Below are 26317 nucleotides of genomic sequence, written 5' to 3' on the forward strand. Positions count from 1 at the left end.
CCTTCCTTACTCAGCACTGCTGCTGAAATCGAGATCTTGGCCTGGCTGAAGGGAGATAACTGCCTTCTTCCAGTCATTACGCTTGCCCAGACCGCGAGCAGTGCGCTTGCTCTTACCCAGAACGTTCAGGGTAGTGACGCGCTCTACTTTCACGCTGAACAGGCTTTCGACGGCCTTCTTGATTTCCAGCTTGGTTGCATCAGTAGCAACCTTGAAAACGAACTGGCCTTTCTTGTCTGCCAGAACCGTAGCCTTCTCGGAAACGTGCGGGCCAAGCAGAACTTTAAATACGCGTTCCTGGTTCATCCCAGCAGCTCCTCGAATTTCTTCACGGCCGACACGGTGATCAACACCTTGTCGTATGCGATCAGACTAACTGGATCGGAACCTTGAACGTCACGTACATCTACGTGCGGCAGGTTACGAGCAGCCAGGTACAGGTTCTGATCAACAGCGTCCGACACGATCAAAACGTCGGTCAGGCTCATGTTGTTCAGTTTGCCCAGCAGGTCTTTGGTTTTCGGCGTTTCAACAGCGAAATCCTGAACCACGACCAGACGATCAGTACGCACCAGCTCAGCAAGGATGGAACGCATTGCTGCGCGATACATCTTCTTGTTCAGCTTCTGGGAGTGATCCTGTGGACGAGCTGCGAAAGTGGTACCGCCGCCACGCCAGATTGGGCTACGGATAGTACCGGCACGAGCACGGCCAGTACCTTTCTGACGCCATGGGCGCTTGCCGCCACCACGAACGTCGGAACGGGTCTTTTGCTGCTTGGTACCTTGACGGCCGCCGGCCATGTAGGCCACGACTGCTTGGTGAACCAGCGTCTCATTGAACTCGCCGCCAAACGTCAGTTCGGAAACTTCGATCGCTTGAGCGTCATTTACATTTAATTGCATGTCAGCTTCCCCTTAACCGCGAGCCTTGGCTGCTGGACGTACAACCAGGTTGCCGCCAGTAGCGCCAGGAACAGCACCCTTGACCAACAACAGATTGCGTTCAGCGTCCACGCGCACTACTTCCAGGGACTGCACGGTCACGCGCTCAGCGCCCATATGACCGGACATTTTTTTGCCCTTGAATACACGACCAGGAGTCTGGCACTGGCCGATAGAGCCTGGGACGCGGTGGGATACGGAGTTACCGTGGGTGTTATCTTGCCCGCGGAAATTCCAACGCTTGATCGTACCCTGGAAGCCTTTACCCTTGGACTGACCGGTTACATCAACCAGCTGACCAGCGGCGAAGATTTCAGCGTTGATCAGATCGCCAGCCTGGTACTCGCCTTCTTCAAGACGGAATTCCATGGTAGTGCGACCAGCGGCAACGTTCGCCTTGGCGAAGTGGCCAGCCTGAGCTGCTGTTACACGCGAAGCGCGACGCTCGCCGACAGTGACTTGCACTGCACGATAGCCATCGGTCTCTTCAGTTTTGAACTGGGTGACGCGATTCGGTTCGATCTCAATGACCGTGACCGGAATGGAGACACCTTCTTCGGTGAAAATACGGGTCATACCGCATTTACGACCGACTACACCAATAGTCATGTTGTAAACCTCATGAGTGTACGGGGCTTTCACCCGCTATGGCCGCCCATTTCAGAGCGTTACACGACTAAGACCGAGTCTTAGCCGAGGCTGATCTGCACTTCCACACCGGCCGCAAGATCAAGCTTCATAAGTGCATCAACGGTTTTATCCGTTGGCTGGACGATGTCCAGAACGCGCTTATGAGTGCGGATTTCGTACTGGTCGCGCGCGTCTTTGTTGACGTGCGGAGAAACCAGAACGGTGAACCGCTCTTTACGGGTAGGCAGTGGAATTGGACCACGCACTTGAGCACCAGTACGTTTCGCGGTTTCCACGATTTCCTGGGTTGATTGGTCGATCAGGCGATGGTCAAAAGCCTTCAACCTGATACGGATTTGCTGATTTTGCATTGGATTTCAGACTCCGGCTGCTATTCCCACCGAGCGCAATACGCCCGTTAAAAGGAGGCGCAATTCTATAGACGCCCCAGATAGGTGTCAACCCAATAAAAAAGCCCCCGCTGAGCGGGGGCTTTCACATCATCAAGCAATCTCTATAAAAGAGAATTACGCGATGATTTTGGCTACGACGCCAGCGCCGACGGTACGACCGCCTTCACGGATAGCGAAACGCAGGCCATCTTCCATTGCGATGGTTTTGATCAGGGTAACAGTCATCTGAATGTTGTCACCTGGCATTACCATTTCAACGCCTTCTGGCAGCTCGCAGTTACCAGTCACGTCAGTAGTACGGAAGTAGAACTGTGGACGGTAGCCTTTGAAGAACGGAGTGTGACGACCGCCTTCTTCCTTGCTCAGAACATAAACTTCTGCGGTGAAAGTGGTGTGCGGCTTAACCGAACCCGGCTTAACCAGAACCTGACCACGCTCAACGTCGTCACGCTTGGTACCACGCAGCAGAACGCCGCAGTTCTCGCCAGCACGACCTTCGTCGAGCAGCTTGCGGAACATTTCAACACCGGTGCAAGTAGTAACGGTGGTGTCACGCAGACCAACGATTTCCAGCGGATCTTGAACGCGAACAATACCGCGCTCGATACGACCAGTCACAACAGTACCGCGACCAGAGATCGAGAATACGTCTTCGATTGGCATCAGGAACGGCTTGTCAGTCACGCGAACTGGTTCTGGGATGTAGCTGTCCAGAGTTTCAACCAGTTTCTTGACGGCAGTGGTGCCCATCTCGTTGTCGTCTTTGCCTTCCAGAGCCATACGAGCCGAACCGATGATGATTGGAGTGTCATCGCCCGGGAAGTCGTAGGTGGACAGCAGGTCGCGAACTTCCATCTCAACCAGTTCCAGCAGCTCAGCGTCGTCTACCAGGTCAGCCTTGTTCAGGAAAACCACGATGTACGGAACGCCAACCTGACGGGACAGCAGGATGTGCTCACGGGTTTGTGGCATCGGACCATCAGCGGCCGAGCAAACCAGAATAGCGCCGTCCATTTGAGCAGCACCGGTGATCATGTTCTTCACATAGTCAGCGTGACCTGGGCAGTCAACGTGAGCGTAGTGACGGATCTTCGAGTTGTACTCAACGTGTGCGGTGTTGATGGTGATACCGCGAGCTTTCTCTTCCGGTGCGCTGTCGATCTTGTCGAAGTCAACGATTGCGGAACCGAAAACTTCGGAGCAAACGCGAGTCAGAGCAGCAGTCAGAGTGGTTTTACCGTGGTCAACGTGACCAATGGTGCCAACGTTGACGTGCGGTAGGGAACGATCAAATTTTTCTTTAGCCACGACAATTAACTCCTAGCCTAAAGGGGCTGAATCAGCCTTGTTTTTTGGTTACGGATTCGACGATGTGCGACGGAGCCGTATCGTATTTTTTGAATTCCATAGAGTAGCTTGCGCGACCCTGGGACATGGAACGAACGTCGGTCGCATAACCGAACATCTCACCCAGTGGAACCTCGGCACGGATAACCTTGCCGGACACTGTGTCTTCCATACCCTGGATCATGCCGCGACGACGGTTAAGGTCGCCCATCACATCACCCATATAGTCTTCAGGCGTAACAACCTCTACAGCCATGATCGGCTCAAGCAACTCACCACCGCCCTTCTGGGCCAGTTGCTTGGTCGCCATGGAGGCAGCCACTTTAAACGCCATCTCGTTGGAGTCGACGTCGTGGTAAGAACCATCGAACACGGTAGCCTTCAGGCCGATCAGCGGATAGCCGGCAACAACGCCGTTCTTCATCTGCTCTTCGATACCCTTCTGGATAGCCGGGATGTATTCCTTAGGAACCACACCACCTACAACTTCGTTCACGAATTGCAGACCTTCCTGACCTTCGTCAGCGGGAGCAAAACGGATCCAGCAGTGACCGAACTGACCACGACCGCCGGATTGACGAACGAACTTGCCTTCGATTTCACAGTTCTTCGTGATGCGCTCACGATAGGAAACCTGAGGCTTGCCGATGTTGGCTTCGACGTTGAACTCACGGCGCATCCGGTCAACCAGGATGTCCAGGTGCAGTTCGCCCATGCCGGAGATGATCGTTTGACCAGTCTCTTCATCAGTTTTAACGCGGAAAGACGGGTCTTCCTGAGCAAGTTTGCCCAGAGCGATACCCATTTTTTCCTGGTCATCCTTGGTCTTAGGCTCTACGGCAACCGAAATAACCGGCTCCGGGAAGTCCATGCGAACCAGGATGATTGGCTTGTCAGCGTTGCAGAGGGTTTCACCAGTGGTGACGTCCTTCATGCCGATCAGGGCCGCGATGTCACCAGCGCGCACTTCCTTGATCTCTTCACGGGCGTTTGCGTGCATTTGCACCATACGACCCACGCGCTCTTTTTTGCCTTTAACCGAGTTGATCACGCCGTCGCCGGAGTTCAACACGCCCGAGTAAACGCGGACGAAGGTCAAGGTACCCACGAATGGGTCGGTAGCGATCTTGAACGCCAGAGCCGAGAACGGCTCCGCATCGTCTGCATGACGCTCCAGCTCGATTTCCTCGTTATCCGGGTCAGTACCCTTGATAGCAGGAATGTCGGTTGGCGCAGGCAGGAAGTCGATAACGGCGTCGAGAACCAGGGGAACACCCTTGTTCTTGAACGAAGAACCGCAAACAGCCAGTACGATTTCGCCGGCGATAGTACGCTGACGCAAAGCAGCTTTGATCTCTACGATCGACAGCTCTTCGCCTTCCAGGTACTTGTTCATCAGCTCTTCGTTGGCTTCAGCAGCAGCTTCAACCATGTTGTTGCGCCACTCTTCAGCCAGCTCTTGCAGCTCAGCAGGGATGTCCTTGCGAACAGGGACCATACCTTTGTCAGAGTCGTTCCAGTAGACAGCTTGCATGTTGATCAGATCGATCTGACCCTGGAAGTTGTCTTCTGAACCGATGGCCAACTGGATTGGCACCGGAGTGTGACCCAGACGCTGCTTGATCTGACCGATCACGCGCAGGAAGTTGGCGCCGGCACGGTCCATCTTGTTCACGTAAACAAGACGTGGAACGCCGTACTTGTTGGCTTGACGCCATACGGTTTCCGACTGAGGCTCAACACCCGAAGTACCGCAGAATACAACGACAGCGCCGTCGAGTACGCGCAGGGAGCGTTCAACTTCAATAGTGAAGTCAACGTGGCCCGGAGTATCGATTACGTTGAAGCGATGCTCGTCTTTGTACTGCTTCTCGGAACCTTTCCAGAAGGCGGTAATAGCAGCAGAAGTAATGGTAATACCACGCTCCTGCTCCTGAACCATCCAGTCTGTGGTCGCGGCGCCGTCATGCACCTCGCCCATTTTGTGACTTTTGCCGGTGTAAAAAAGGACGCGCTCGGTGGTGGTGGTTTTACCAGCATCCACGTGAGCGACGATACCGATGTTACGGTAGCGGCTAATCGGAGTAGTACGAGCCATAAAGCCCTCGCAAAATTAGTGAAGCTAAAATTAGAAGCGGTAGTGCGAGAAAGCTTTGTTAGCTTCAGCCATACGGTGCACGTCTTCACGCTTCTTAACAGCAGCACCTTTACCTTCAGCAGCATCCAGCAGTTCGCCAGCCAAACGCAGAGCCATAGACTTCTCGCCACGCTTACGGGCGAAGTCTACCAACCAGCGCATTGCCAGAGCGTTACGACGGGAAGGACGAACCTCGACCGGAACCTGGTAAGTAGCACCACCAACGCGGCGCGACTTCACTTCGACCAGCGGAGCGATGGCGTCGAGTGCTTTTTCGAAGAGTTCCAGGGGATCGGTGCCAGCCTTACGGGTCGCAACGGTTTCCAGGGCACCATAAACGATACGCTCGGCAACGGCTTTCTTGCCGCTTTCCATAACGTGGTTCATGAATTTGGCGAGGATCTGGCTTCCGTATTTCGGATCGTCCAGAATCTCACGCTTTGCTGCTACGCGACGTCTTGGCATGATAAGCCCTCAAGCGGTCTTCAGGTTAGCTCGGGACAGATCCAATGGATGCGTGCCCGACCTTACTCTTATCGACTCAATAAAATGAAAATCTGCAAAACGGCCGATTACTTCGGACGCTTGGTACCGTACTTCGAACGACCCTGGTTACGACCTTTAACGCCGGAAGTATCCAAAGAACCGCGAACGGTGTGGTAACGAACACCTGGCAAGTCTTTTACACGACCGCCGCGGATCAATACCACGCTGTGCTCTTGCAGGTTGTGACCTTCACCACCGATGTACGAGGAAACCTCGAAACCGTTGGTCAGGCGCACACGGCATACTTTACGCAGTGCCGAGTTAGGTTTTTTCGGCGTGGTGGTGTACACACGGGTGCACACGCCACGACGTTGCGGGCAGTTCTGCAGCGCAGGTACGTCGGATTTCTCGACGATACGCTTACGCGGCTGACGTACCAGCTGGTTGATAGTTGCCATCTACTAGCTCCACTGTTGTCTTGCGACGCTATTGTCTTGCAAGAAAAGCAAAATGGCAGGAACGAATTCCCGCCAAATTTAGGGGATCAAGAGTCTAAAGAGGATCTTGCCCCCAGTCAAGGCAAGGCCCCGACCTCCCCGCCCCTCGAACCTCGACAAATTGTCTCGATTCGATGAACGGAGCGACCAGGGCCTTACGCTCATTTATCGCAGAACTCAGTTACCGCTCGAGTTCAGCGCTTCGGTCAGTGCAGCTTCCACTTCACTGGCGCTTACGCGCAACGGCTTGTCTGCTTCACGACGACGCTTGCGCTCGCTGTGATATGCCAGGCCGGTACCAGCCGGGATCAGACGACCCACGACAACGTTTTCTTTCAGGCCGCGCAGGTAGTCGCGCTTGCCGGTGACTGCCGCTTCGGTCAGTACACGGGTGGTTTCCTGGAAGGAAGCCGCCGAGATGAACGATTCGGTGGACAACGACGCCTTGGTGATACCCAGCAGAACGCGAGTGTACTTGGAGACGAACTTGTCTTCGCCACCCAGACGCTCGTTCTCTACCAGTACGTGAGTCAATTCCATCTGGTCGCCCTTGATGAAACTGGAATCGCCGGATTCAGCGATTTCAACTTTACGCAGCATCTGACGCAGGATGGTCTCGATGTGCTTGTCGTTGATCTTCACGCCTTGCAGACGGTAAACGTCCTGGATCTCGTTGACGATGTACTTGGCCAGCGCGCTCACACCCAGCAGACGCAGGATGTCGTGCGGATCGCTTGGGCCGTCGGAGATTACTTCGCCGCGGTTTACCTGTTCGCCTTCGAACACGTTCAGGTGACGCCACTTCGGAATCAGCTCTTCATACGGATCGCTACCGTCGTTCGGGGTAATAACCAGACGGCGCTTGCCTTTGGTCTCTTTACCGAACGCGATGGTGCCGCTGACTTCAGCCAGAATCGACGCTTCTTTCGGACGACGCGCTTCGAACAAGTCGGCAACACGCGGCAGACCACCGGTGATGTCGCGGGTCTTCGACGTTTCTTGCGGGATACGAGCGATAACGTCACCGATCGCGATCTTCGCACCATCCGCTACACCGACCAGGGCGTTGGCTGGCAGGAAGTACTGAGCGATAACGTCAGTGCCTGGCAGCAACAGATCCTTGCCGTTGTCGTCGACCATCTTCACTGCTGGACGGATTTCTTTGCCCGCAGCTGGACGATCTTTCGCGTCAAGTACTTCAATGTTGGTCATACCGGTCAATTCGTCAGTCTGACGCTTGATCGTGATGCCTTCTTCCATGCCCACGTAGGTCACGGTACCTTTCATTTCGGTAACAATCGGGTGGGTGTGCGGATCCCACTTGGCCACGATTGCGCCAGCGTCGACCTTGTCACCTTCTTTAACCGAAATCACAGCACCGTACGGCAGCTTGTAACGCTCGCGCTCACGACCGAAGTCATCAGCGATGGCCAGCTCACCGGAACGGGACACAGCAACCAGGTGACCGTCCACTCGCTCCACGTGCTTCAAATTGTGCAGACGAACGGTACCGCCATTCTTCACCTGAACGCTGTCCGCAGCGGAAGTACGGCTTGCCGCACCACCGATGTGGAACGTACGCATCGTCAGCTGAGTACCCGGCTCACCGATGGACTGGGCAGCGATAACGCCGACCGCTTCACCGATGTTCACTTGGTGACCACGAGCCAGATCACGGCCGTAGCACTTGGCGCAAATGCCATAGCGGGTTTCGCAGCTGATCGGCGAACGCACGATCACTTCGTCGATGCTGTTCAGCTCGATGAATTCAACCCACTTCTCGTCTACCAGAGTACCGGCCGGAACGATAACGTCCTCGGTGCCTGGCTTGAATACGTCACGGGCAATAACACGACCCAATACGCGCTCACCCAACGGCTCTACAACGTCACCGCCTTCAATGTGCGGAGTCATCAGCAGACCGTGTTCGGTGCCGCAATCGATCTCGGTTACAACCAGATCCTGCGCAACGTCTACCAGACGACGAGTCAGGTAACCGGAGTTCGCAGTTTTCAACGCGGTATCCGCCAGACCTTTACGAGCACCGTGAGTCGAGATGAAGTACTGAAGTACGCTCAAACCTTCACGGAAGTTCGCAGTAATCGGCGTTTCAATGATGGAACCGTCTGGCTTGGCCATCAGACCACGCATACCGGCCAGCTGACGAATCTGTGCTGCGGAACCCCGCGCACCCGAGTCAGCCATCATGTACATCGAGTTGAAGGACTCTTGGTCGACTTCGACGCCATGACGGTCGATGACTTTCTCTTTCGAGAGATTGGCCATCATCGCCTTGGAGACTTCGTCGTTCGCTTTCGACCAAAGGTCGATCACTTTGTTGTACTTCTCGCCCTGGGTTACCAGGCCGGAGGCGTACTGGCTCTCGATCTCTTTCACTTCGTCGGTGGCAGCACCGATGATGCGGGCTTTTTCATCCGGGATAACGAAGTCGTTAACACCGATGGAAACGCCGGAGATGGTCGAGTAAGCGAAACCGGTGTACATCAACTGGTCAGCGAAGATCACGGTCTCTTTCAAACCAACCACGCGGTAGCACTGGTTGATCAGCTTGGAGATCGCCTTTTTCTTCATCGGCAGGTTGACGACGTCGTACGACAGACCTTTTGGCACAACCTGGAACAGCAGCGCACGGCCGACAGTGGTGTCGACGATACGGGTACCGCTCACGCTGTTGCCGTCACGGTCGTTGACGGTTTCGTTGATACGAACCTTGACCTTGGCGTGCAGTGCGGCTTCGCCGGCACGGAACACACGGTCAACTTCCTGCAGATCCGCGAACACACGACCTTCGCCTTTGGCGTTGATCGCTTCACGAGTCATGTAGTACAGACCCAATACAACGTCCTGCGACGGAACGATGATTGGCTCACCGTTGGCTGGCGACAGAATGTTGTTGGTCGACATCATCAACGCACGCGCTTCGAGCTGGGCTTCCAGCGTCAGCGGTACGTGCACGGCCATTTGGTCGCCGTCGAAGTCGGCGTTGTACGCGGCGCAGACCAGAGGGTGCAGCTGGATAGCCTTACCTTCGATCAGTACCGGTTCAAACGCCTGGATACCCAGACGGTGAAGGGTCGGTGCACGGTTGAGGAGAACCGGGTGTTCGCGAATCACTTCAGCGAGAACGTCCCAAACCTCTGGCAGTTCGCGCTCGACCATTTTCTTGGCCGCTTTGATGGTGGTCGCGAGACCACGCATCTCGAGCTTGCCGAAAATGAACGGTTTGAACAGCTCGAGAGCCATCTTCTTCGGCAGACCGCACTGATGCAGACGCAGAGTCGGGCCTACGGTAATTACCGAACGACCGGAGTAGTCAACACGCTTACCGAGCAAGTTCTGACGGAAACGACCTTGCTTACCCTTGATCATGTCAGCCAGGGATTTCAGAGGACGCTTGTTCGAACCGGTGATAGCGCGGCCACGACGGCCGTTGTCGAGCAGTGCATCGACAGCTTCCTGCAACATACGTTTTTCGTTGCGCACGATGATGTCCGGAGCGGACAGGTCCAGCAGGCGCTTCAAACGGTTGTTACGGTTGATCACTCGACGATACAGATCGTTGAGGTCGGAAGTCGCGAAACGACCGCCGTCCAGTGGGACCAGTGGACGCAGATCTGGCGGCAGAACCGGCAGAACGGTCAGCACCATCCACTCTGGCAGGTTGCCGGAACCCTGGAAGGCCTCCATCAACTTCAGACGCTTGGACAGCTTCTTGATCTTGGTTTCGGAGTTGGTTTGCGGAATTTCTTCACGCAGACGGCCAATCTCGTGTTCCAGGTCGATAGCGTGCAGCAGTTCACGGACAGCTTCAGCACCCATACGGGCGTCGAAGTCGTCACCAAACTCTTCCAGCGCTTCGAAGTACTGCTCGTCGTTCAGCAGCTGACCTTTTTCAAGGGTGGTCATGCCTGGATCGATAACGACATAGCTCTCGAAGTAGAGAACGCGTTCGATATCACGCAGGGTCATGTCCATCAGCAAGCCGATACGGGACGGCAGCGATTTCAGGAACCAGATGTGGGCAACCGGCGAAGCCAGTTCGATGTGTGCCATGCGCTCACGACGAACCTTGGCCAGTGCAACTTCAACGCCGCACTTCTCGCAGATCACACCACGGTGCTTCAAGCGCTTGTACTTACCGCACAGGCACTCGTAATCCTTTACCGGGCCAAAGATCTTGGCGCAGAACAGACCGTCACGCTCAGGTTTGAACGTACGGTAGTTGATGGTTTCCGGCTTTTTAACTTCACCGAACGACCATGAGCGGATCATCTCAGGCGAGGCCAATCCGATACGGATGGCGTCGAACTCTTCGACTTGACCCTGGTTTTTCAGCAAATTCAGTAGGTCTTTCAAGGCCTTTCCTCCTGGCGGAGCAGAGAGCGGGCAATCCTGCCCCGCTCTCGATTCGCGTCACGTGTTATTCGGTTTCCAGATCGATATCGATGCCGAGGGAACGAATTTCCTTGATCAACACGTTGAAGGACTCGGGCATGCCCGGCTCCATACGGTGATCGCCATCCACGATGTTTTTGTACATCTTGGTACGGCCGTTCACATCGTCCGACTTCACTGTGAGCATTTCTTGCAGAGTGTAAGCAGCACCGTATGCTTCCAGTGCCCAGACCTCCATCTCCCCGAAACGCTGACCACCGAACTGCGCCTTACCACCCAGCGGCTGCTGGGTAACCAGGCTGTACGAACCGGTAGAACGAGCGTGCATCTTGTCGTCTACCAAGTGGTTCAGCTTCAGCATGTACATGTAGCCAACGGTAACTGGACGCTCGAATTTGTTGCCGGTACGGCCGTCTGTCAGCTGCATCTGGCCGCTTTCCGGCAGGTCTGCCAGTTTCAGCATGGCCTTGATTTCGCTTTCCTTGGCGCCGTCGAACACTGGAGTGGCCATTGGAACGCCGCCACGCAGGTTCTTCGCCAGATCGAGGATTTCCTGATCGGAGAAGCTGTCCAGATCTTCGTTACGACCGCCGATCTGGTTGTAGATCTCGTCCAAGAAAGTACGCAGTTCAGCGACTTTACGCTGCTCTTCGATCATCCGGTTGATCTTCTCGCCCAGACCTTTGGCCGCGAGGCCGAGGTGGGTTTCAAGGATCTGACCAACGTTCATACGCGAAGGTACGCCCAGTGGGTTGAGGACGACGTCGACCGGGGTGCCATTGGCATCGTGCGGCATGTCTTCAACCGGCATGATCACGGAGACCACACCTTTGTTACCGTGACGACCGGCCATCTTGTCGCCCGGCTGGATGCGACGACGGATTGCCAGGTAAACCTTGACGATTTTCAGCACACCTGGAGCCAGGTCATCACCCTGCTGCAGTTTGCGCTTCTTGTCTTCGAACTTGTCGTCCAGCAGACGGCGACGATCAACGATGTAGGCCTGAGCCTTCTCGAGCTGCTCGTTCAGAGCATCTTCAGCCATGCGCAGTTTGAACCACTGACCATGCTCAAGACCGTCGAGAACTTCATCGGTGATGTCCTGACCTTTCTTCAGACCTGCGCCGCCTTCAGCCTTGTGGCCTACCAGAGCGGAACGCAGACGTTCGAAAGTTGCGCCTTCAACGATACGGAACTCTTCGTTCAGATCCTTGCGAATCTCGTCCAGCTGGGACTTCTCGATCGACAGAGCACGAGCATCACGCTCAACGCCGTCACGAGTGAAGACCTGTACGTCAATGACAGTACCTTTGGTACCGGTAGGTACACGCAGGGAGGTGTCTTTAACGTCGCTGGCTTTTTCACCGAAGATTGCACGCAGCAGTTTTTCTTCCGGAGTCAGCTGGGTCTCGCCTTTCGGAGTGACTTTGCCGACCAGGATGTCGCCCGCGCCAACTTCAGCACCTACGTAAACAATACCGGCTTCGTCCAGCTTGTTCAGTGCAGCTTCACCCACGTTCGGGATGTCTGCAGTGATTTCCTCAGGCCCAAGCTTGGTGTCACGTGCCACACAGGTCAGTTCCTGGATGTGGATCGTGGTGAAACGGTCTTCCTGAACCACACGCTCGGACAGGCAGATGGAGTCTTCGAAGTTGAAGCCGTTCCATGCCATGAACGCGATGCGCATGTTCTGACCCAGTGCCAGTTCACCCATGTCGGTGGACGGGCCGTCGGCCATGATGTCGCTACGCTGAACGCGATCACCCTTGCTCACCAGCGGACGCTGGTTGATGCAGGTGTTCTGGTTCGAGCGGGTGTATTTGGTCAGGTTGTAGATGTCGACACCAGCTTCGCCGGTTTCAACTTCGTCATCAGCAACACGAACCACGATACGGCTGGCGTCTACGGAGTCGATCACGCCACCACGACGAGCCACGACGCAAACGCCGGAGTCACGGGCTACGTTACGCTCCATGCCGGTACCTACCAGCGGCTTGTCAGCGCGTAGGGTTGGTACAGCTTGACGCTGCATGTTCGAACCCATCAACGCACGGTTGGCGTCATCGTGCTCGAGGAACGGAATCAGCGACGCTGCTACCGAAACTACCTGCTTCGGCGAAACGTCCATCAAGGTGACTTCTTCAGGCGCCTTAACGGTGAATTCGTTCAGGTGACGTACGGCTACCAGTTCGTCGATCAGGACTTTCTGGTCGTTCATGGTCGCCGAAGCCTGCGCGATCACGTGATCAGCTTCTTCAATAGCGGACAGGAACACGATCTCGTCGGTGACCACACCCTCTTTCACCACGCGGTACGGGCTTTCCAAGAAGCCGTACTGGTTGGTGCGAGCGTAAGCAGCCAAGGAGTTGATCAGACCGATGTTCGGACCTTCCGGCGTTTCAATCGGGCATACACGACCGTAGTGAGTCGGGTGTACGTCACGGACTTCAAAGCCTGCGCGCTCACGAGTCAGACCACCAGGGCCGAGTGCAGAGACACGACGCTTGTGGGTGATCTCGGACAGCGGGTTGTTCTGGTCCATGAACTGCGAGAGCTGGCTGGAACCGAAGAACTCTTTCACCGCCGCAGCCACTGGCTTGGCGTTGATCAGGTCTTGCGGCATCAGGCCTTCGCTTTCAGCCATCGACAGACGCTCTTTGACCGCACGCTCAACACGTACCAGGCCAACGCGGAACTGGTTCTCGGCCATTTCGCCTACGCAGCGAACACGACGGTTACCCAGGTGGTCGATGTCATCGACGATGCCTTTACCGTTACGGATGTCGACCAGAGTCTTCAGTACCGCGACGATGTCTTCCTTGCACAGCACGCCCGAACCTTCGATCTCGGTACGACCGATACGACGGTTGAACTTCATCCGGCCGACCGCAGACAGGTCATAGCGCTCAGGGCTGAAGAACAGGTTGTTGAACAGGGTTTCGGCAGCGTCTTTGGTTGGCGGCTCGCCTGGACGCATCATGCGATAGATTTCGACCAGCGCTTCCAATTGGTTGCTGGTGGAGTCGATCTTCAGCGTGTCGGAGACGAACGGACCGCAGTCGATGTCGTTGGTGTACAGAGTTTCGATGCGAACAACGCCGGACTTGGCAATTTTTGCCAGGACTTCAGTGTTCAGCTCGGTGTTGCACTCTGCCAGGATTTCGCCGGTAGCCGGGTGCACGATAACCTTGGCGGTAGTGCGACCGAGGACGTAGTCCAGAGGCACTTCCAGGGTCTTGATGCCGGCTTTTTCGATCTGGTTGATGTGGCGCGCGGTAATACGGCGGCCCGCTTCAACGATGACCTTGCCCTTCTCGTCCTGAATATCCAGAACCGCAATTTCACCACGCAGACGCGAAGCAATCAGTTCCAGGCTGAGGGTTTCGCCGCTCAGGTGGAAAACGTTGGTGGTGTAGAAAGCGTCCAGCACTTCTTCAGTGGTATAGCCGAGCGCGCGCAGCAGTACCGATGCCGGCAGCTTGCGACGACGGTCGATACGCACGAACACGCAGTCTTTCGGGTCGAACTCGAAGTCCAGCCACGAACCGCGGTAAGGAATGATGCGCGCGGAGTACAGCAGTTTGCCGGAGCTATGCGTCTTGCCGCGGTCGTGGTCAAAGAACACGCCCGGGGAACGGTGCAGCTGGGAAACGATTACACGCTCGGTACCGTTGATTACGAAGGTACCGTTCTCAGTCATCAGGGGAATTTCACCCATGTAGACTTCTTGCTCTTTGATGTCCTTGATCGCTTTGTTCGACGATTCTTTGTCGAAAATGATCAGGCGCACTTTTACCCGCAAAGGTACGGCGAAAGTTACACCGCGCAATACGCATTCTTTGACATCAAATGCCGGTTCGCCCAGGCGATAACCGACGTACTCCAGCGCAGCATTGCCGGAGTAGCTGATGATCGGGAAAACGGATTTGAAGGCCGCATGCAGGCCCACGTCGCGGAACTGATCTTTAGTCGCTCCCGCTTGCAAGAATTCACGATACGAATCCAGCTGGATGGCCAGGAGGTAAGGCACATCCATGACGTCCGGCAACTTGCTAAAGTCCTTGCGGATACGTTTTTTCTCAGTATATGAGTAAGCCATCAGCGTTCCCCAGCTTGGTCACCTGCTTGTTTGGCCCCTCCCGACGGGAGCAGCCAGAAAATCGTGCAAACCCCATGGTTTGCGCCACCGCATCGGGTGGTTACAGCGCCTTTATCAGCACCGACCCAGTCGGCTGCCAATAACGGAAAAAGGCCGGTGGCAAGAGCCACCAGCCATCAGCCTGTCGCTTGACGCTCGGGCTGGAGGAGCAAAGTCGATACTTATTTCAGCTCGACTTTAGCGCCTGCTTCTTCCAGCTTCTTCTTGGCGTCTTCAGCCGCTTCTTTCGAAACGCCTTCAGCTACAACCTGAGGAGCGCCGTCTACTTTCTCTTTGGCTTCTTTCAGGCCCAGACCGGTCAGTTCACGAACTGCCTTGATCACGTTAACCTTCTTCTCGCCAGCTTCCAGCAGAACAACGTTGAACTCGGTTTGCTCTTCAACAACAGCGGCGGCAGCAGCTGGACCAGCAGAAGCAGCGGCAGCGGATACGCCGAACTTCTCTTCCATTGCCTTGATCAGCTCAACGATTTCCAGAACCGATTTTTCGCCGATTGCGTCGATGATTTGTTCGTTAGTCAGAGACATGACTTATTTCCTGAATTGGGGGATAGCCTGGAGGCCATCGAAATAAACAAAAATACGCGAGAGAGGAAACGCTCAGCCTCAGGCTGCAGCAGCTTCTTTCTGGTCGCGAAGTGCCGCCAGAGTACGAGCCAATTTGCTGGTAGCGCCTTGAATCACGCTCATCAGCTGGGAAATTGCTTCGTCACGGGTCGGCAGGCTTGCCAGAACGTCGATCTGATTAGCTGCGAGGAACTTGCCCTCGAACGCAGCTGCCTTGATCTCGAACTTGTCCTGACCTTTAGCAAACTCTTTGAACAGACGAGCAGCAGCGCCCGGGTGTTCGTTGGAGAATGCGATCAAGGTCGGGCCGGTGAACACGTCGTTGAGAACACTGTATTCAGTGTCAGCAACAGCGCGCTTGAGCAGGGTGTTACGTACAACACGTACGTAAACGCCAGCTTCACGAGCCTCTTTACGGAGTCCGGTCATTGCGCCTACTGTTACGCCACGTGCATCAACCACGACAGCGGACAGAGCGACTTTGGCAGCCTCGTTGACTTCAGCGACGATGGCCTTCTTGTCTTCGAGATTAATTGCCACGGGTTTAACTCCTGCTTGTTACCGTTTCATTCGATCGAAACCGAATGTCGTTTTGGTGTCTGATTCGGTAAGGAACCGGGAGCACCATCTGCGTAGGCTTATGGTTTAAGACTTGCGTCGCCTACGGTCTTGGATAGCCCCCGCCAGGCAGGGACCCCAATCTTTCAATTGGCGCGAAAACAATCGCGCCAACCTTTGTCTTACGCGTCCAGCGAGCTCTGGTCGATAACCAGACCTGGGCCCATAGTGGTGCTCAGGGTAACGCGCTTGACGTAAATACCTTTCGAGGAAGCTGGCTTGATACGCTTCAGATCTGCGATCAGGGCTTCAACGTTTTCCTTCAGCTTGACGGCGTCGAAGCCCATCTTGCCAACGGAAGTGTGAATGATGCCGTTTTTGTCGGTGCGATAACGAACCTGACCAGCTTTAGCGTTTTTAACCGCGGTAGCTACGTCTGGAGTTACGGTACCAACCTTAGGGTTAGGCATCAGACCACGTGGGCCGAGGATCTGACCCAGTTGACCTACAACGCGCATGGCATCCGGGGATGCGATCACTACGTCATAGTTCAGGTCGCCGCCTTTCATTTCGGCAGCCAGGTCGTCCATACCTACACGGTCAGCGCCGGCAGCCAAAGCGGCCTCAGCAGCTGGACCCTGAGTGAACACAGCAACGCGAACAGTCTTGCCAGTGCCGTGTGGCAGCACAGTAGCGCTACGAACAACCTGGTCGGATTTACGCGGGTCTACACCCAGGTTTACAGCAACGTCGAACGACTCGCTGAACTTGACAGTCGACAGCTCAGCCAGCAGAGCAGCGGCATCTACAATGTTGTAGGCCTTGCCTGCTTCGATTTTGCCGGCGATAGCCTTTTGACGCTTGGTCAGCTTAGCCATTACACACCCTCCACGTTAAGGCCCATGCTACGAGCAGAACCGGCGATAGTACGCACGGCTGCATCCATATCAGCTGCAGTCAGATCCGCGTTTTTGGTTTTCGCGATTTCTTCCAGCTGAGCACGGGTAACGGTGCCAACCTTAACGGTGTTCGGACGAGCGGAACCGCTGGTCAGACCGGCCGCCTTCTTCAGCAGAACCGAAGCCGGGGTGGATTTGGTTTCGAAAGTGAAACTACGGTCGCTGTAGACAGTGATGATCACTGGAGTCGGCAGACCTGCTTCAAGACCCTGAGTACGGGCGTTGAAGGCCTTGCAGAATTCCATGATGTTCACGCCGTGCTGACCCAAAGCAGGACCAACAGGTGGGCTTGGGTTAGCCTGAGCGGCCTTCACTTGCAGCTTGATGTAAGCGGTAATTTTCTTGGCCATGAGGCACTCCAATTACGGGTTCGAACGCCTCGAAAGGCTCCCCGGTTACTTGCGCGTTTATCCCAGTGACGACAAAACCCCACAGCCTAGGGCTGCGGGGTTGGGATGCTTGTCCAGTTAGACCTTTTCGACCTGACTGAACTCCAACTCTACCGGGGTAGAGCGACCGAAAATGAGCACTGCCACTTGGATCCGGCTCTTTTCGTAATTAACTTCTTCAACAACGCCATTGAAATCAGCGAATGGACCGTCATTGACTCGCACCGTCTCACCTGGCTCGAAGAGAGTCTTCGGCTTAGGCTTGTCGCTACCATCAGCAACACGACGCAGAATTGCTTCCGCCTCTTTATCGGTGATCGGCGCAGGCTTATCGGCAGTACCGCCAATAAAACCCATCACCCGAGGTGTATCCTTGACCAAGTGCCAAGTACCCTCATTCATATCCATCTGAACCAGCACATAACCTGGAAAGAACTTGCGCTCGCTTTTGCGTTTCTGGCCATTACGCATTTCAACCACTTCTTCAGTGGGAACCAGAATCTCGCCGAAGCCATCTTCCATGCCAGCCAGCTTTACGCGCTCGACCAGCGAGCGCATCACATGCTTCTCGTAACCCGAGTAAGCATGCACAACATACCAACGCTTAGCCACGGGACACCCTTAGCCGACAATCAAGGAAACAAGCCAGCCGAGCAGGGAATCAAGCCCCCACAACAGCAACGCCATAACCAGAACAACAGCCACCACAATCAGGGTGGTCTGCGTGGTTTCTTGGCGAGTTGGCCAAACGACTTTACGAATCTCGGTGCGAGCTTCCTTAACGAGTACAAAGAAAGACTTGCCCTTCGCAGTCTGCAGGCCTACAAAGGCAGCTACAGCAGCAATGACAAGCAAAGCGAGTACACGGTACAGGATCGGCGAAGCAGAGTAATACTGATTGCCAACAACGCCAACAACCACCAAAGCGACAACTACAAGCCACTTGAGCAGATCGAAGCGAGAGCCTTGAGCTTCAGCTTTAGGAGTCATCTATGAAGATCCTGTGAAAAGAAAGCCAGACACACCAAGTGAATCTGGCAGGTCAGGAGGGAATCGAACCCCCAACCTACGGTTTTGGAGACCGTCGCTCTGCCAATTGAGCTACTGACCTAAAACAAAATCAGGCCGACCATTATGCCGGCCCGAAAAATACATTACAACCACTTACTCGATGATTTTAGCTACGACACCAGCGCCGACGGTACGACCGCCTTCACGGATAGCGAAACGCAGGCCATCTTCCATTGCGATGGTTTTGATCAGGGTAACAGTCATCTGAATGTTGTCACCTGGCATTACCATTTCAACGCCTTCTGGCAGCTCGCAGTTACCAGTCACGTCAGTAGTACGGAAGTAGAACTGTGGACGGTAGCCTTTGAAGAACGGAGTGTGACGACCGCCTTCTTCCTTGCTCAGAACGTAAACTTCTGCAGTGAACTTGGTGTGCGGCTTAACCGAACCCGGCTTAACCAGAACCTGGCCACGCTCAACATCGTCACGCTTGGTGCCACGCAACAGAACGCCGCAGTTCTCGCCAGCACGACCTTCGTCGAGCAGCTTGCGGAACATTTCAACACCGGTGCAAGTAGTAACGGTGGTGTCACGCAGACCAACGATTTCCAGCGGATCTTGAACGCGAACGATACCGCGCTCGATACGACCAGTCACAACAGTACCGCGACCAGAGATCGAGAATACGTCTTCGATTGGCATCAGGAACGGCTTGTCAGTCACGCGAACTGGTTCTGGGATGTAGCTGTCCAGAGTTTCAACCAGCTTCTTGACGGCAGTGGTGCCCATCTCGTTGTCGTCTTTGCCTTCCAGAGCCATACGAGCCGAACCGATGATGATTGGAGTGTCATCGCCCGGGAAGTCGTAGGTGGACAGCAGGTCGCGAACTTCCATCTCAACCAGTTCCAGCAGCTCAGCGTCGTCTACCAGATCAGCCTTGTTCAGGAAAACCACGATATACGGAACGCCAACCTGACGGGACAGCAGGATGTGCTCACGGGTTTGCGGCATCGGACCATCAGCGGCCGAGCAAACCAGAATAGCGCCGTCCATTTGAGCAGCACCGGTGATCATGTTCTTCACATAGTCAGCGTGACCTGGGCAGTCGACGTGAGCGTAGTGACGGATCTTCGAGTTGTACTCAACGTGTGCGGTGTTGATGGTGATACCGCGAGCTTTTTCTTCTGGCGCGCTGTCGATCTTGTCGAAGTCAACGATTGCGGAACCGAAGACCTCGGAGCAAACGCGAGTCAGAGCAGCAGTCAGAGTGGTTTTACCGTGGTCAACGTGACCAATGGTCCCAACGTTGACGTGGGGCAGGGAACGATCAAATTTTTCCTTAGCCATCGATATCACCCTCAACAGAAGAAATTAGACAAACAATATCAACCATTAAAACAAAGGCAGATATTTTCATATCTGCCTTGTTATATGGAGCTCTTGAGCGGATTTGAACCGCTGACCTCACCCTTACCAAGGGTGTGCTCTACCAACTGAGCTACAAGAGCGAAACACTTTGCACAACCTGCAAACTTGGAGCGGGTAGCGGGAATCGAACCCGCATCATCAGCTTGGAAGGCTGAGGTTCTACCACTAAACTATACCCGCGGAGCCTGCAGCTCACGCTCAAATCTGGTGGAGGGAGAAGGATTCGAACCTTCGAAGTCGTAGACGTCAGATTTACAGTCTGATCCCTTTGGCCGCTCGGGAACCCCTCCTAATCAGGCCGGCATTCTATACTATGCCAAACCCCTGTCAAGCATTTTCTCATTTAAAAACCTGAGCTTAGCTGCGTTGACACCGCCTCACATTGAAATCCTGTTTGGGTCTTCGCTGTGGAGCGGGCGCCATTCTATGCAAACTATTCAGCAGGTGCAACCCCCTCACACAGCATTATTTTATGTTTTAACTCATTGAATTCCTTGGAAAGGTTCAGCAGTTGCGCATCCCCCAACAAATGCTGGCTCTCAGGCGCAACAGACAGCCAATAACCAGTCCCAGGAGCATCCTTCGACGAAGGCTGCACATTAACGCCCATATCAGCCAAACGCTGCTGCAGCGCTGAAATCGACTCCTGTCGAGAGAAGCCACCCAGAAAGTGACACTCTTGGCGCCGCATGCCTTGCTTCTCTCGAATGTCACCAGTTGTCTCGCTCAGCAAACGAATATCCTGCTGCGCCCCCCGATACAAGCTAAGAGGCGTCACGTCCTTTGCCCGCAACGGCGCCTCCTGCTGATGCCAGACATAATAGAAAACATTGAGAACCAGAAGCAGGAGGAACAACCAACGCATACAAACCTCAGGACAAAGGACACGCCATAGCCAACCCCACAAACACCAGGTCGGGAACGATTCTGGCCTCGGGAGCAACACCTGCAACCAAATCGGCATCACCACCGGTTATAAAAACAGCGAAGTCAGCCCCCCAATAGGAGCGCGCCATTTCCAGCTGCGCCAATACGAACCCTCGCAACATCAATGAACACCCACGCTCTACCGCCTCAACGGTAGTCCGACCCGGCGCGTTACTGGACAGCGCCTGCTCGGCAGCCAAATCCCCATAACGAATCTTCCGGGTATGAGTACGCAACTGGTTACGCATCAGCGGCATTCCAGGACAAATAAAGCCGCCCAGATGCTCGCCATCAGCCGCGATAAAATCTGCGGTTACCGCTGTGCCAAAATCCAGCACCAGGCAAGCACCTCCTGAAGCGAGGTGAAACCCGCCCAGCATCGCCAGCCATCGATCCAGTCCAAGGCGCTCGTAGTCTACGTAACCATTTCTAACACCAGACATCTCGCGAGCAGACTCCGCGCGCATCACCGAAATACCGAACTCCCGCTCGATAATGTCGATCAGCGCGCCGGTTTCTTCGCCAGTCCTTACACTGACCAGTCGGCATTTACGCAGGGAAAGCCGATCAATCGCTCGCAAACTCTCAAGCAGCGCCAAATCAGAGTCGACCACCCCCTCGGAGATCAGGCCGCCGACCGTGGCATTCAGCACGCGCCATTTTATAAAGCTGTTTCCGCAGTCGAGCTCAAGAATCATCACGCAACCTCAGGCTGAGCTCACCACCACTGAATACTTTTTCCACGCCATTCACCCTCAAGCGCAGAGCACCTTGATTGTCGATTCCGAGCACCACGCCATCTATATGGTTGGAGCCTGCAATCAATGAAACCGATCGCTCCTGCCACAAGTGATTTGCCTCCCATTCCGCCCGGAGAACCGAAAAACCACCCATCTGATGACTCTGGATGTAGGCGTCCAGCTGATTACTCAGCTCAACCACCAAGGCATTACGATCGCAGCTATTGCCGGATTCAAGTCGAATCGAGGTCCATTGCTGATCGACTTCATCAGCAACCTGCATATTCACATTGATACCAATTCCCAGCACCACATGACAGACATCCGCCGGATCGCCAATCAGCTCTAGCAGTATGCCGGCGATTTTTTTGTTACTCACCAGCACATCATTGGGCCACTTCAAACCGGCATTAACCACGCCAAAGCTTCGCAAAGCCTGCATCACAGCCAAACCAACAACAAGGCTCAGGCCTTCGAGCTGGCGCATTCCACCATCGATTCGAAGAACAAGGCTGTAATACAGATTTTCAGCGAACGGGCTGACCCATTTACGACCTCTGCGGCCGCGGCCGGAAACCTGCCGCTCAGCAAGAACCAAAAACGGCGCTGAATTGCCCCGGCCAATAGAGCGCAATGCTTCGGCATTAGTCGAGTCGACCGAATCCAGAACGGTCACCGGCCAATTTGGTGCCACTGTCGATATCTTTAGAGAGTCGAGTAGCGTCAATGGCGATGCCAGCTGATATCCCCTCCCCCTGACTTTATGGATAGACAAGCCGAGCTCAGCCTCAAGATGCTGAAGCTGCTTCCATACTGCACTTCGACTTATTCCCAGGGCCTCGCCCAGATCCTGACCAGAATGGAAACGCCCATCCTTCAGAAGGTTCAACAACGTCAGCATGCAGGTCTCGCCTCACAATGAGGCCCGAATAATAGCCATGCCCCGGGCCGTTGCATAGAAATCAAGCAGATACATTTCCTGCGGGCAAAACAAAACCCCAACTGCTTTCGCAATTGGGGTTTTGGAATTTAATCTTGACGATGACCTACTCTCACATGGGGAAACCCCACACTACCATCGGCGATGCATCGTTTCACTGCTGAGTTCGGGATGGGATCAGGTGGTTCCAACGCTCTATGGTCGTCAAGAAATTCGGGTACTGAGTCGTGGCCTTGTGGCCTCGCTTCAGCAAATTGGGTATGTGACAGCTTTCGGTGTTTTGTGAACATCGAACTTTCGGTTCGTTTCGTCTTCACACACCGCAATCTGGTCTCTCTCGAGTTCGCAAATTGCTTGGGTGTTATATGGTCAAGCCTCACGGGCAATTAGTATTGGTTAGCTCAACGCCTCACAGCGCTTACACACCCAACCTATCAACGTCGTAGTCTTCGACGGCCCTTCAGGGAACTCAAGGTTCCAGTGAGATCTCATCTTGAGGCAAGTTTCCCGCTTAGATGCTTTCAGCGGTTATCTTTCCCGAACATAGCTACCCGGCAATGCCACTGGCGTGACAACCGGAACACCAGAGGTTCGTCCACTCCGGTCCTCTCGTACTAGGAGCAGCCCCTCTCAAATCTCAAACGTCCACGGCAGATAGGGACCGAACTGTCTCACGACGTTCTAAACCCAGCTCGCGTACCACTTTAAATGGCGAACAGCCATACCCTTGGGACCGGCTTCAGCCCCAGGATGTGATGAGCCGACATCGAGGTGCCAAACACCGCCGTCGATATGAACTCTTGGGCGGTATCAGCCTGTTATCCCCGGAGTACCTTTTATCCGTTGAGCGATGGCCCTTCCATACAGAACCACCGGATCACTAAGACCTACTTTCGTACCTGCTCGACGTGTCTGTCTCGCAGTCAAGCGCGCTTTTGCCTTTATACTCTACGACCGATTTCCGACCGGTCTGAGCGCACCTTCGTACTCCTCCGTTACTCTTTAGGAGGAGACCGCCCCAGTCAAACTACCCACCATACACTGTCCTCGATCCGGATAACGGACCTGAGTTAGAACCTCAAAGTTGCCAGGGTGGTATTTCAAGGATGGCTCCACGCGAACTGGCGTCCACGCTTCAAAGCCTCCCACCTATCCTACACAAGCAAATTCAAAGTCCAGTGCAAAGCTATAGTAAAGGTTCACGGGGTCTTTCCGTCTAGCCGCGGATACACTGCATCTTCACAGCGATTTCAATTTCACTGAGTCTCGGGTGGAGACAGCGCCGCCATCGTTACGCCATTCGTGCAGGTCGGAACTTACCCGACAAGGAATTTCGCTACCTTAGGACCGTTATAGTTACGGCCGCCGTTTACCGGGGCTTCGATCAAGAGCTTCGCGTTAGCTAACCCCATCAATTAACCTTCCGGCACCGGGCAGGCGTCACACCCTATACGTCCACTTTCGTGTTTGCAGAGTGCTGTGTTTTTAATAAACAGTCGCAGCGGCCTGGTATCTTCGACCGGCATGAGCTTACGGAGCAAGTCCTTCACCCTCACCGGCGCACCTTCTCCCGAAGTTACGGTGCCATTTTGCCTAGTTCCTTCACCCGAGTTCTCTCAAGCGCCTTGGTATTCTCTACCCAACCACCTGTGTCGGTTTGGGGTACGGTTCCTGGTTACCTGAAGCTTAGAAGCTTTTCTTGGAAGCATGGCATCAACCACTTCGTGTTCTAAAAGAACACTCGTCATCAGCTCTCGGCCTTAAGATCCCGGATTTACCTAAGATCTCAGCCTACCACCTTAAACTTGGACAACCAACGCCAAGCTGGCCTAGCCTTCTCCGTCCCTCCATCGCAATAACCAGAAGTACAGGAATATTAACCTGTTTTCCATCGACTACGCTTTTCAGCCTCGCCTTAGGGACCGACTAACCCTGCGTCGATTAACGTTGCGCAGGAAACCTTGGTCTTTCGGCGTGGGTGTTTTTCACACCCATTGTCGTTACTCATGTCAGCATTCGCACTTCTGATACCTCCAGCAAGCTTCTCAACTCACCTTCACAGGCTTACAGAACGCTCCTCTACCGCATCATCCGAAGATGATACCCGTAGCTTCGGTGTATGGTTTGAGCCCCGTTACATCTTCCGCGCAGGCCGACTCGACTAGTGAGCTATTACGCTTTCTTTAAAGGGTGGCTGCTTCTAAGCCAACCTCCTAGCTGTCTAAGCCTTCCCACATCGTTTCCCACTTAACCATAACTTTGGGACCTTAGCTGACGGTCTGGGTTGTTTCCCTTTTCACGACGGACGTTAGCACCCGCCGTGTGTCTCCCATGCTCGGCACTTGTAGGTATTCGGAGTTTGCATCGGTTTGGTAAGTCGGGATGACCCCCTAGCCGAAACAGTGCTCTACCCCCTACAGTGATACATGAGGCGCTACCTAAATAGCTTTCGAGGAGAACCAGCTATCTCCGAGCTTGATTAGCCTTTCACTCCGATCCACAGGTCATCCGCTAACTTTTCAACGGTAGTCGGTTCGGTCCTCCAGTTAGTGTTACCCAACCTTCAACCTGCCCATGGATAGATCGCCCGGTTTCGGGTCTATTCCCAGCGACTAGACGCCCTATTAAGACTCGCTTTCGCTACGCCTCCCCTATTCGGTTAAGCTCGCCACTGAAAATAAGTCGCTGACCCATTATACAAAAGGTACGCAGTCACCCAACAAAGTGGGCTCCCACTGCTTGTACGCATACGGTTTCAGGATCTATTTCACTCCCCTCTCCGGGGTTCTTTTCGCCTTTCCCTCACGGTACTAGTTCACTATCGGTCAGTCAGTAGTATTTAGCCTTGGAGGATGGTCCCCCCATATTCAGACAAAGTTTCTCGTGCTCCGTCCTACTCGATTTCATGACCAAGAGATTTTCGCGTACAGGGCTATCACCCACTATGGCCGCACTTTCCAGAGCGTTCCGCTAATCTCAAAGCCACTTAAGGGCTAGTCCCCGTTCGCTCGCCACTACTAAGGGAATCTCGGTTGATTTCTTTTCCTCAGGGTACTTAGATGTTTCAGTTCCCCTGGTTCGCTTCTTGCACCTATGTATTCAGTACAAGATAACCATCTTATGATGGCTGGGTTCCCCCATTCAGACATCTCCGGATCAAAGTCTGTTTGCCGACTCCCCGAAGCTTTTCGCAGGCTACCACGTCTTTCATCGCCTCTGACTGCCAAGGCATCCACCGTATGCGCTTCTTCACTTGACCATATAACCCCAAGCAATCTGGTTATACTGTGAAGACGACATTCGCCGAAAATTCGAATTTCTCAACTAAGAGAACTCACAAATTTTACCTTAGCCTGATCCGTTACCAGTGAAAGTAACGTTCAGTCTATCTTTCTATCACATACCCAAATTTTTAAAGAACGAACTAGTCAAAGACTAGAAATCAACATTCATCATCACAACGATGGAATGCTCATTTCTAAGCTTTCAAACTTTAGAAGCAGTAGTGGTGGAGCCAAACGGGATCGAACCGTTGACCTCCTGCGTGCAAGGCAGGCGCTCTCCCAGCTGAGCTATGGCCCCGTATTTCTACAGGCGTTTCCCACACAAAATTGGTGGGTCTGGGCAGATTCGAACTGCCGACCTCACCCTTATCAGGGGTGCGCTCTAACCAACTGAGCTACAGACCCAATTTCGGGCTGCTTCTTTCGTCTTCTTCAATGAATCAAGCAATTCGTGTGGGAACTTATGGAGCAGCTGATGTCGTCGAT

The 26317-nt window shown here is 54.2% G+C and carries 20 protein-coding genes, 6 tRNA genes and 2 rRNA genes; all 28 read right to left on the reverse strand.

What is annotated here, in order from left to right; all coding sequences use genetic code 11:
• Positions 1-6: 6 nt before the first annotated feature.
• Positions 7-306, reverse strand: a complete 300-nt coding sequence (gene rplW, locus PspR84_RS26060; RefSeq protein ID WP_002555488.1) for a 50S ribosomal protein L23 — start codon at positions 304-306, stop codon at positions 7-9.
• Positions 303-905, reverse strand: coding sequence for a 50S ribosomal protein L4 (rplD, locus tag PspR84_RS26065; protein WP_007918468.1), 603 nt, complete (start codon positions 903-905; stop codon positions 303-305). The genes rplW and rplD overlap by 4 nt, the downstream gene beginning before the upstream one ends.
• A gap of 12 nt (positions 906-917) precedes the next feature.
• Positions 918-1553 carry a 50S ribosomal protein L3 gene (gene rplC / locus PspR84_RS26070; RefSeq protein ID WP_003228738.1) on the reverse strand — a complete coding sequence of 212 codons (636 nt, stop codon included), beginning with the start codon at positions 1551-1553 and terminating at the stop codon, positions 918-920.
• Positions 1554-1633: 80 nt separating this feature from the next.
• Positions 1634-1945 (reverse strand): 30S ribosomal protein S10, encoded by a 312-nt coding sequence (gene rpsJ, locus PspR84_RS26075; protein ID WP_003186070.1) that lies wholly within the window; start codon positions 1943-1945, stop codon positions 1634-1636.
• 156 nt (positions 1946-2101) lie between these two features.
• Positions 2102-3295 (reverse strand): elongation factor Tu, encoded by a 1194-nt coding sequence (tuf, locus tag PspR84_RS26080; RefSeq protein WP_007918472.1) that lies wholly within the window; start codon positions 3293-3295, stop codon positions 2102-2104.
• Between the two features lie 31 nt (positions 3296-3326).
• The gene (gene fusA, locus PspR84_RS26085) at positions 3327-5432 is read right to left on the reverse strand and encodes an elongation factor G (RefSeq protein ID WP_007950179.1); all 2106 of its coding nucleotides are present in this window, start codon (positions 5430-5432) and stop codon (positions 3327-3329) included.
• 30 nt (positions 5433-5462) lie between these two features.
• On the reverse strand, positions 5463-5936 hold the full coding sequence (gene rpsG, locus PspR84_RS26090) for a 30S ribosomal protein S7 (protein WP_007916467.1): 474 nt from the start codon (positions 5934-5936) through the stop codon (positions 5463-5465).
• A gap of 107 nt (positions 5937-6043) precedes the next feature.
• Positions 6044-6415: a 30S ribosomal protein S12 gene (rpsL, locus tag PspR84_RS26095; RefSeq protein WP_003186084.1), complete on the reverse strand. Its 372-nt coding sequence runs from the start codon at positions 6413-6415 to the stop codon at positions 6044-6046.
• 216 nt (positions 6416-6631) lie between these two features.
• Positions 6632-10831: a DNA-directed RNA polymerase subunit beta' gene (rpoC, locus tag PspR84_RS26100; RefSeq protein WP_016984189.1), complete on the reverse strand. Its 4200-nt coding sequence runs from the start codon at positions 10829-10831 to the stop codon at positions 6632-6634.
• A gap of 64 nt (positions 10832-10895) precedes the next feature.
• Entirely contained in the window at positions 10896-14969 is a 4074-nt protein-coding gene (rpoB, locus tag PspR84_RS26105; protein ID WP_160059620.1) for a DNA-directed RNA polymerase subunit beta, read from the reverse strand.
• A 221-nt stretch (positions 14970-15190) separates the two neighbouring features.
• Complete coding sequence (gene rplL / locus PspR84_RS26110; protein ID WP_007916477.1) at positions 15191-15556, reverse strand: 50S ribosomal protein L7/L12; 366 nt, start codon at positions 15554-15556, stop codon at positions 15191-15193.
• A 78-nt stretch (positions 15557-15634) separates the two neighbouring features.
• Positions 15635-16135 (reverse strand): 50S ribosomal protein L10, encoded by a 501-nt coding sequence (gene rplJ / locus PspR84_RS26115; RefSeq protein WP_007916479.1) that lies wholly within the window; start codon positions 16133-16135, stop codon positions 15635-15637.
• A 200-nt stretch (positions 16136-16335) separates the two neighbouring features.
• Entirely contained in the window at positions 16336-17031 is a 696-nt protein-coding gene (rplA, locus tag PspR84_RS26120; protein WP_007916481.1) for a 50S ribosomal protein L1, read from the reverse strand.
• Positions 17031-17462, reverse strand: coding sequence for a 50S ribosomal protein L11 (gene rplK / locus PspR84_RS26125; protein ID WP_003228756.1), 432 nt, complete (start codon positions 17460-17462; stop codon positions 17031-17033). The genes rplA and rplK overlap by 1 nt, the downstream gene beginning before the upstream one ends.
• Before the next feature lie 117 nt (positions 17463-17579).
• On the reverse strand, positions 17580-18113 hold the full coding sequence (nusG, locus tag PspR84_RS26130; protein WP_007916492.1) for a transcription termination/antitermination protein NusG: 534 nt from the start codon (positions 18111-18113) through the stop codon (positions 17580-17582).
• A gap of 9 nt (positions 18114-18122) precedes the next feature.
• The gene (gene secE / locus PspR84_RS26135) at positions 18123-18491 is read right to left on the reverse strand and encodes a preprotein translocase subunit SecE (protein WP_007916493.1); all 369 of its coding nucleotides are present in this window, start codon (positions 18489-18491) and stop codon (positions 18123-18125) included.
• 45 nt (positions 18492-18536) lie between these two features.
• Positions 18537-18612: transfer RNA gene (locus tag PspR84_RS26140), tRNA-Trp, on the reverse strand.
• A 53-nt stretch (positions 18613-18665) separates the two neighbouring features.
• Positions 18666-19859, reverse strand: coding sequence for an elongation factor Tu (tuf, locus tag PspR84_RS26145; RefSeq protein ID WP_053124324.1), 1194 nt, complete (start codon positions 19857-19859; stop codon positions 18666-18668).
• Positions 19860-19944: 85 nt separating this feature from the next.
• A tRNA-Thr gene (locus PspR84_RS26150) sits at positions 19945-20020 on the reverse strand.
• 26 nt (positions 20021-20046) lie between these two features.
• Positions 20047-20120 (reverse strand) — tRNA-Gly (locus PspR84_RS26155).
• Positions 20121-20145: 25 nt separating this feature from the next.
• A tRNA-Tyr gene (locus tag PspR84_RS26160) sits at positions 20146-20230 on the reverse strand.
• Between the two features lie 143 nt (positions 20231-20373).
• Positions 20374-20805: a hypothetical protein gene (locus tag PspR84_RS26165; RefSeq protein WP_160059621.1), complete on the reverse strand. Its 432-nt coding sequence runs from the start codon at positions 20803-20805 to the stop codon at positions 20374-20376.
• A gap of 7 nt (positions 20806-20812) precedes the next feature.
• Complete coding sequence (locus tag PspR84_RS26170) at positions 20813-21565, reverse strand: pantothenate kinase (RefSeq protein WP_160059622.1); 753 nt, start codon at positions 21563-21565, stop codon at positions 20813-20815.
• On the reverse strand, positions 21555-22508 hold the full coding sequence (birA, locus tag PspR84_RS26175) for a bifunctional biotin--[acetyl-CoA-carboxylase] ligase/biotin operon repressor BirA (RefSeq protein WP_160059623.1): 954 nt from the start codon (positions 22506-22508) through the stop codon (positions 21555-21557). The genes PspR84_RS26170 and birA overlap by 11 nt, the downstream gene beginning before the upstream one ends.
• Before the next feature lie 132 nt (positions 22509-22640).
• A 5S ribosomal RNA gene (gene rrf, locus PspR84_RS26180) occupies positions 22641-22756 on the reverse strand.
• A 156-nt stretch (positions 22757-22912) separates the two neighbouring features.
• Positions 22913-25806: ribosomal RNA gene (locus PspR84_RS26185) — 23S ribosomal RNA — on the reverse strand.
• Positions 25807-26053: 247 nt separating this feature from the next.
• Positions 26054-26129, reverse strand: a tRNA-Ala gene (locus PspR84_RS26190).
• 30 nt (positions 26130-26159) lie between these two features.
• A tRNA-Ile gene (locus tag PspR84_RS26195) sits at positions 26160-26236 on the reverse strand.
• Between the last annotated feature and the right edge of the window lie 81 nt (positions 26237-26317).

Source organism: Pseudomonas sp. R84, from assembly GCF_009834515.1.
In the GTDB taxonomy this organism is placed as follows: domain Bacteria; phylum Pseudomonadota; class Gammaproteobacteria; order Pseudomonadales; family Pseudomonadaceae; genus Aquipseudomonas.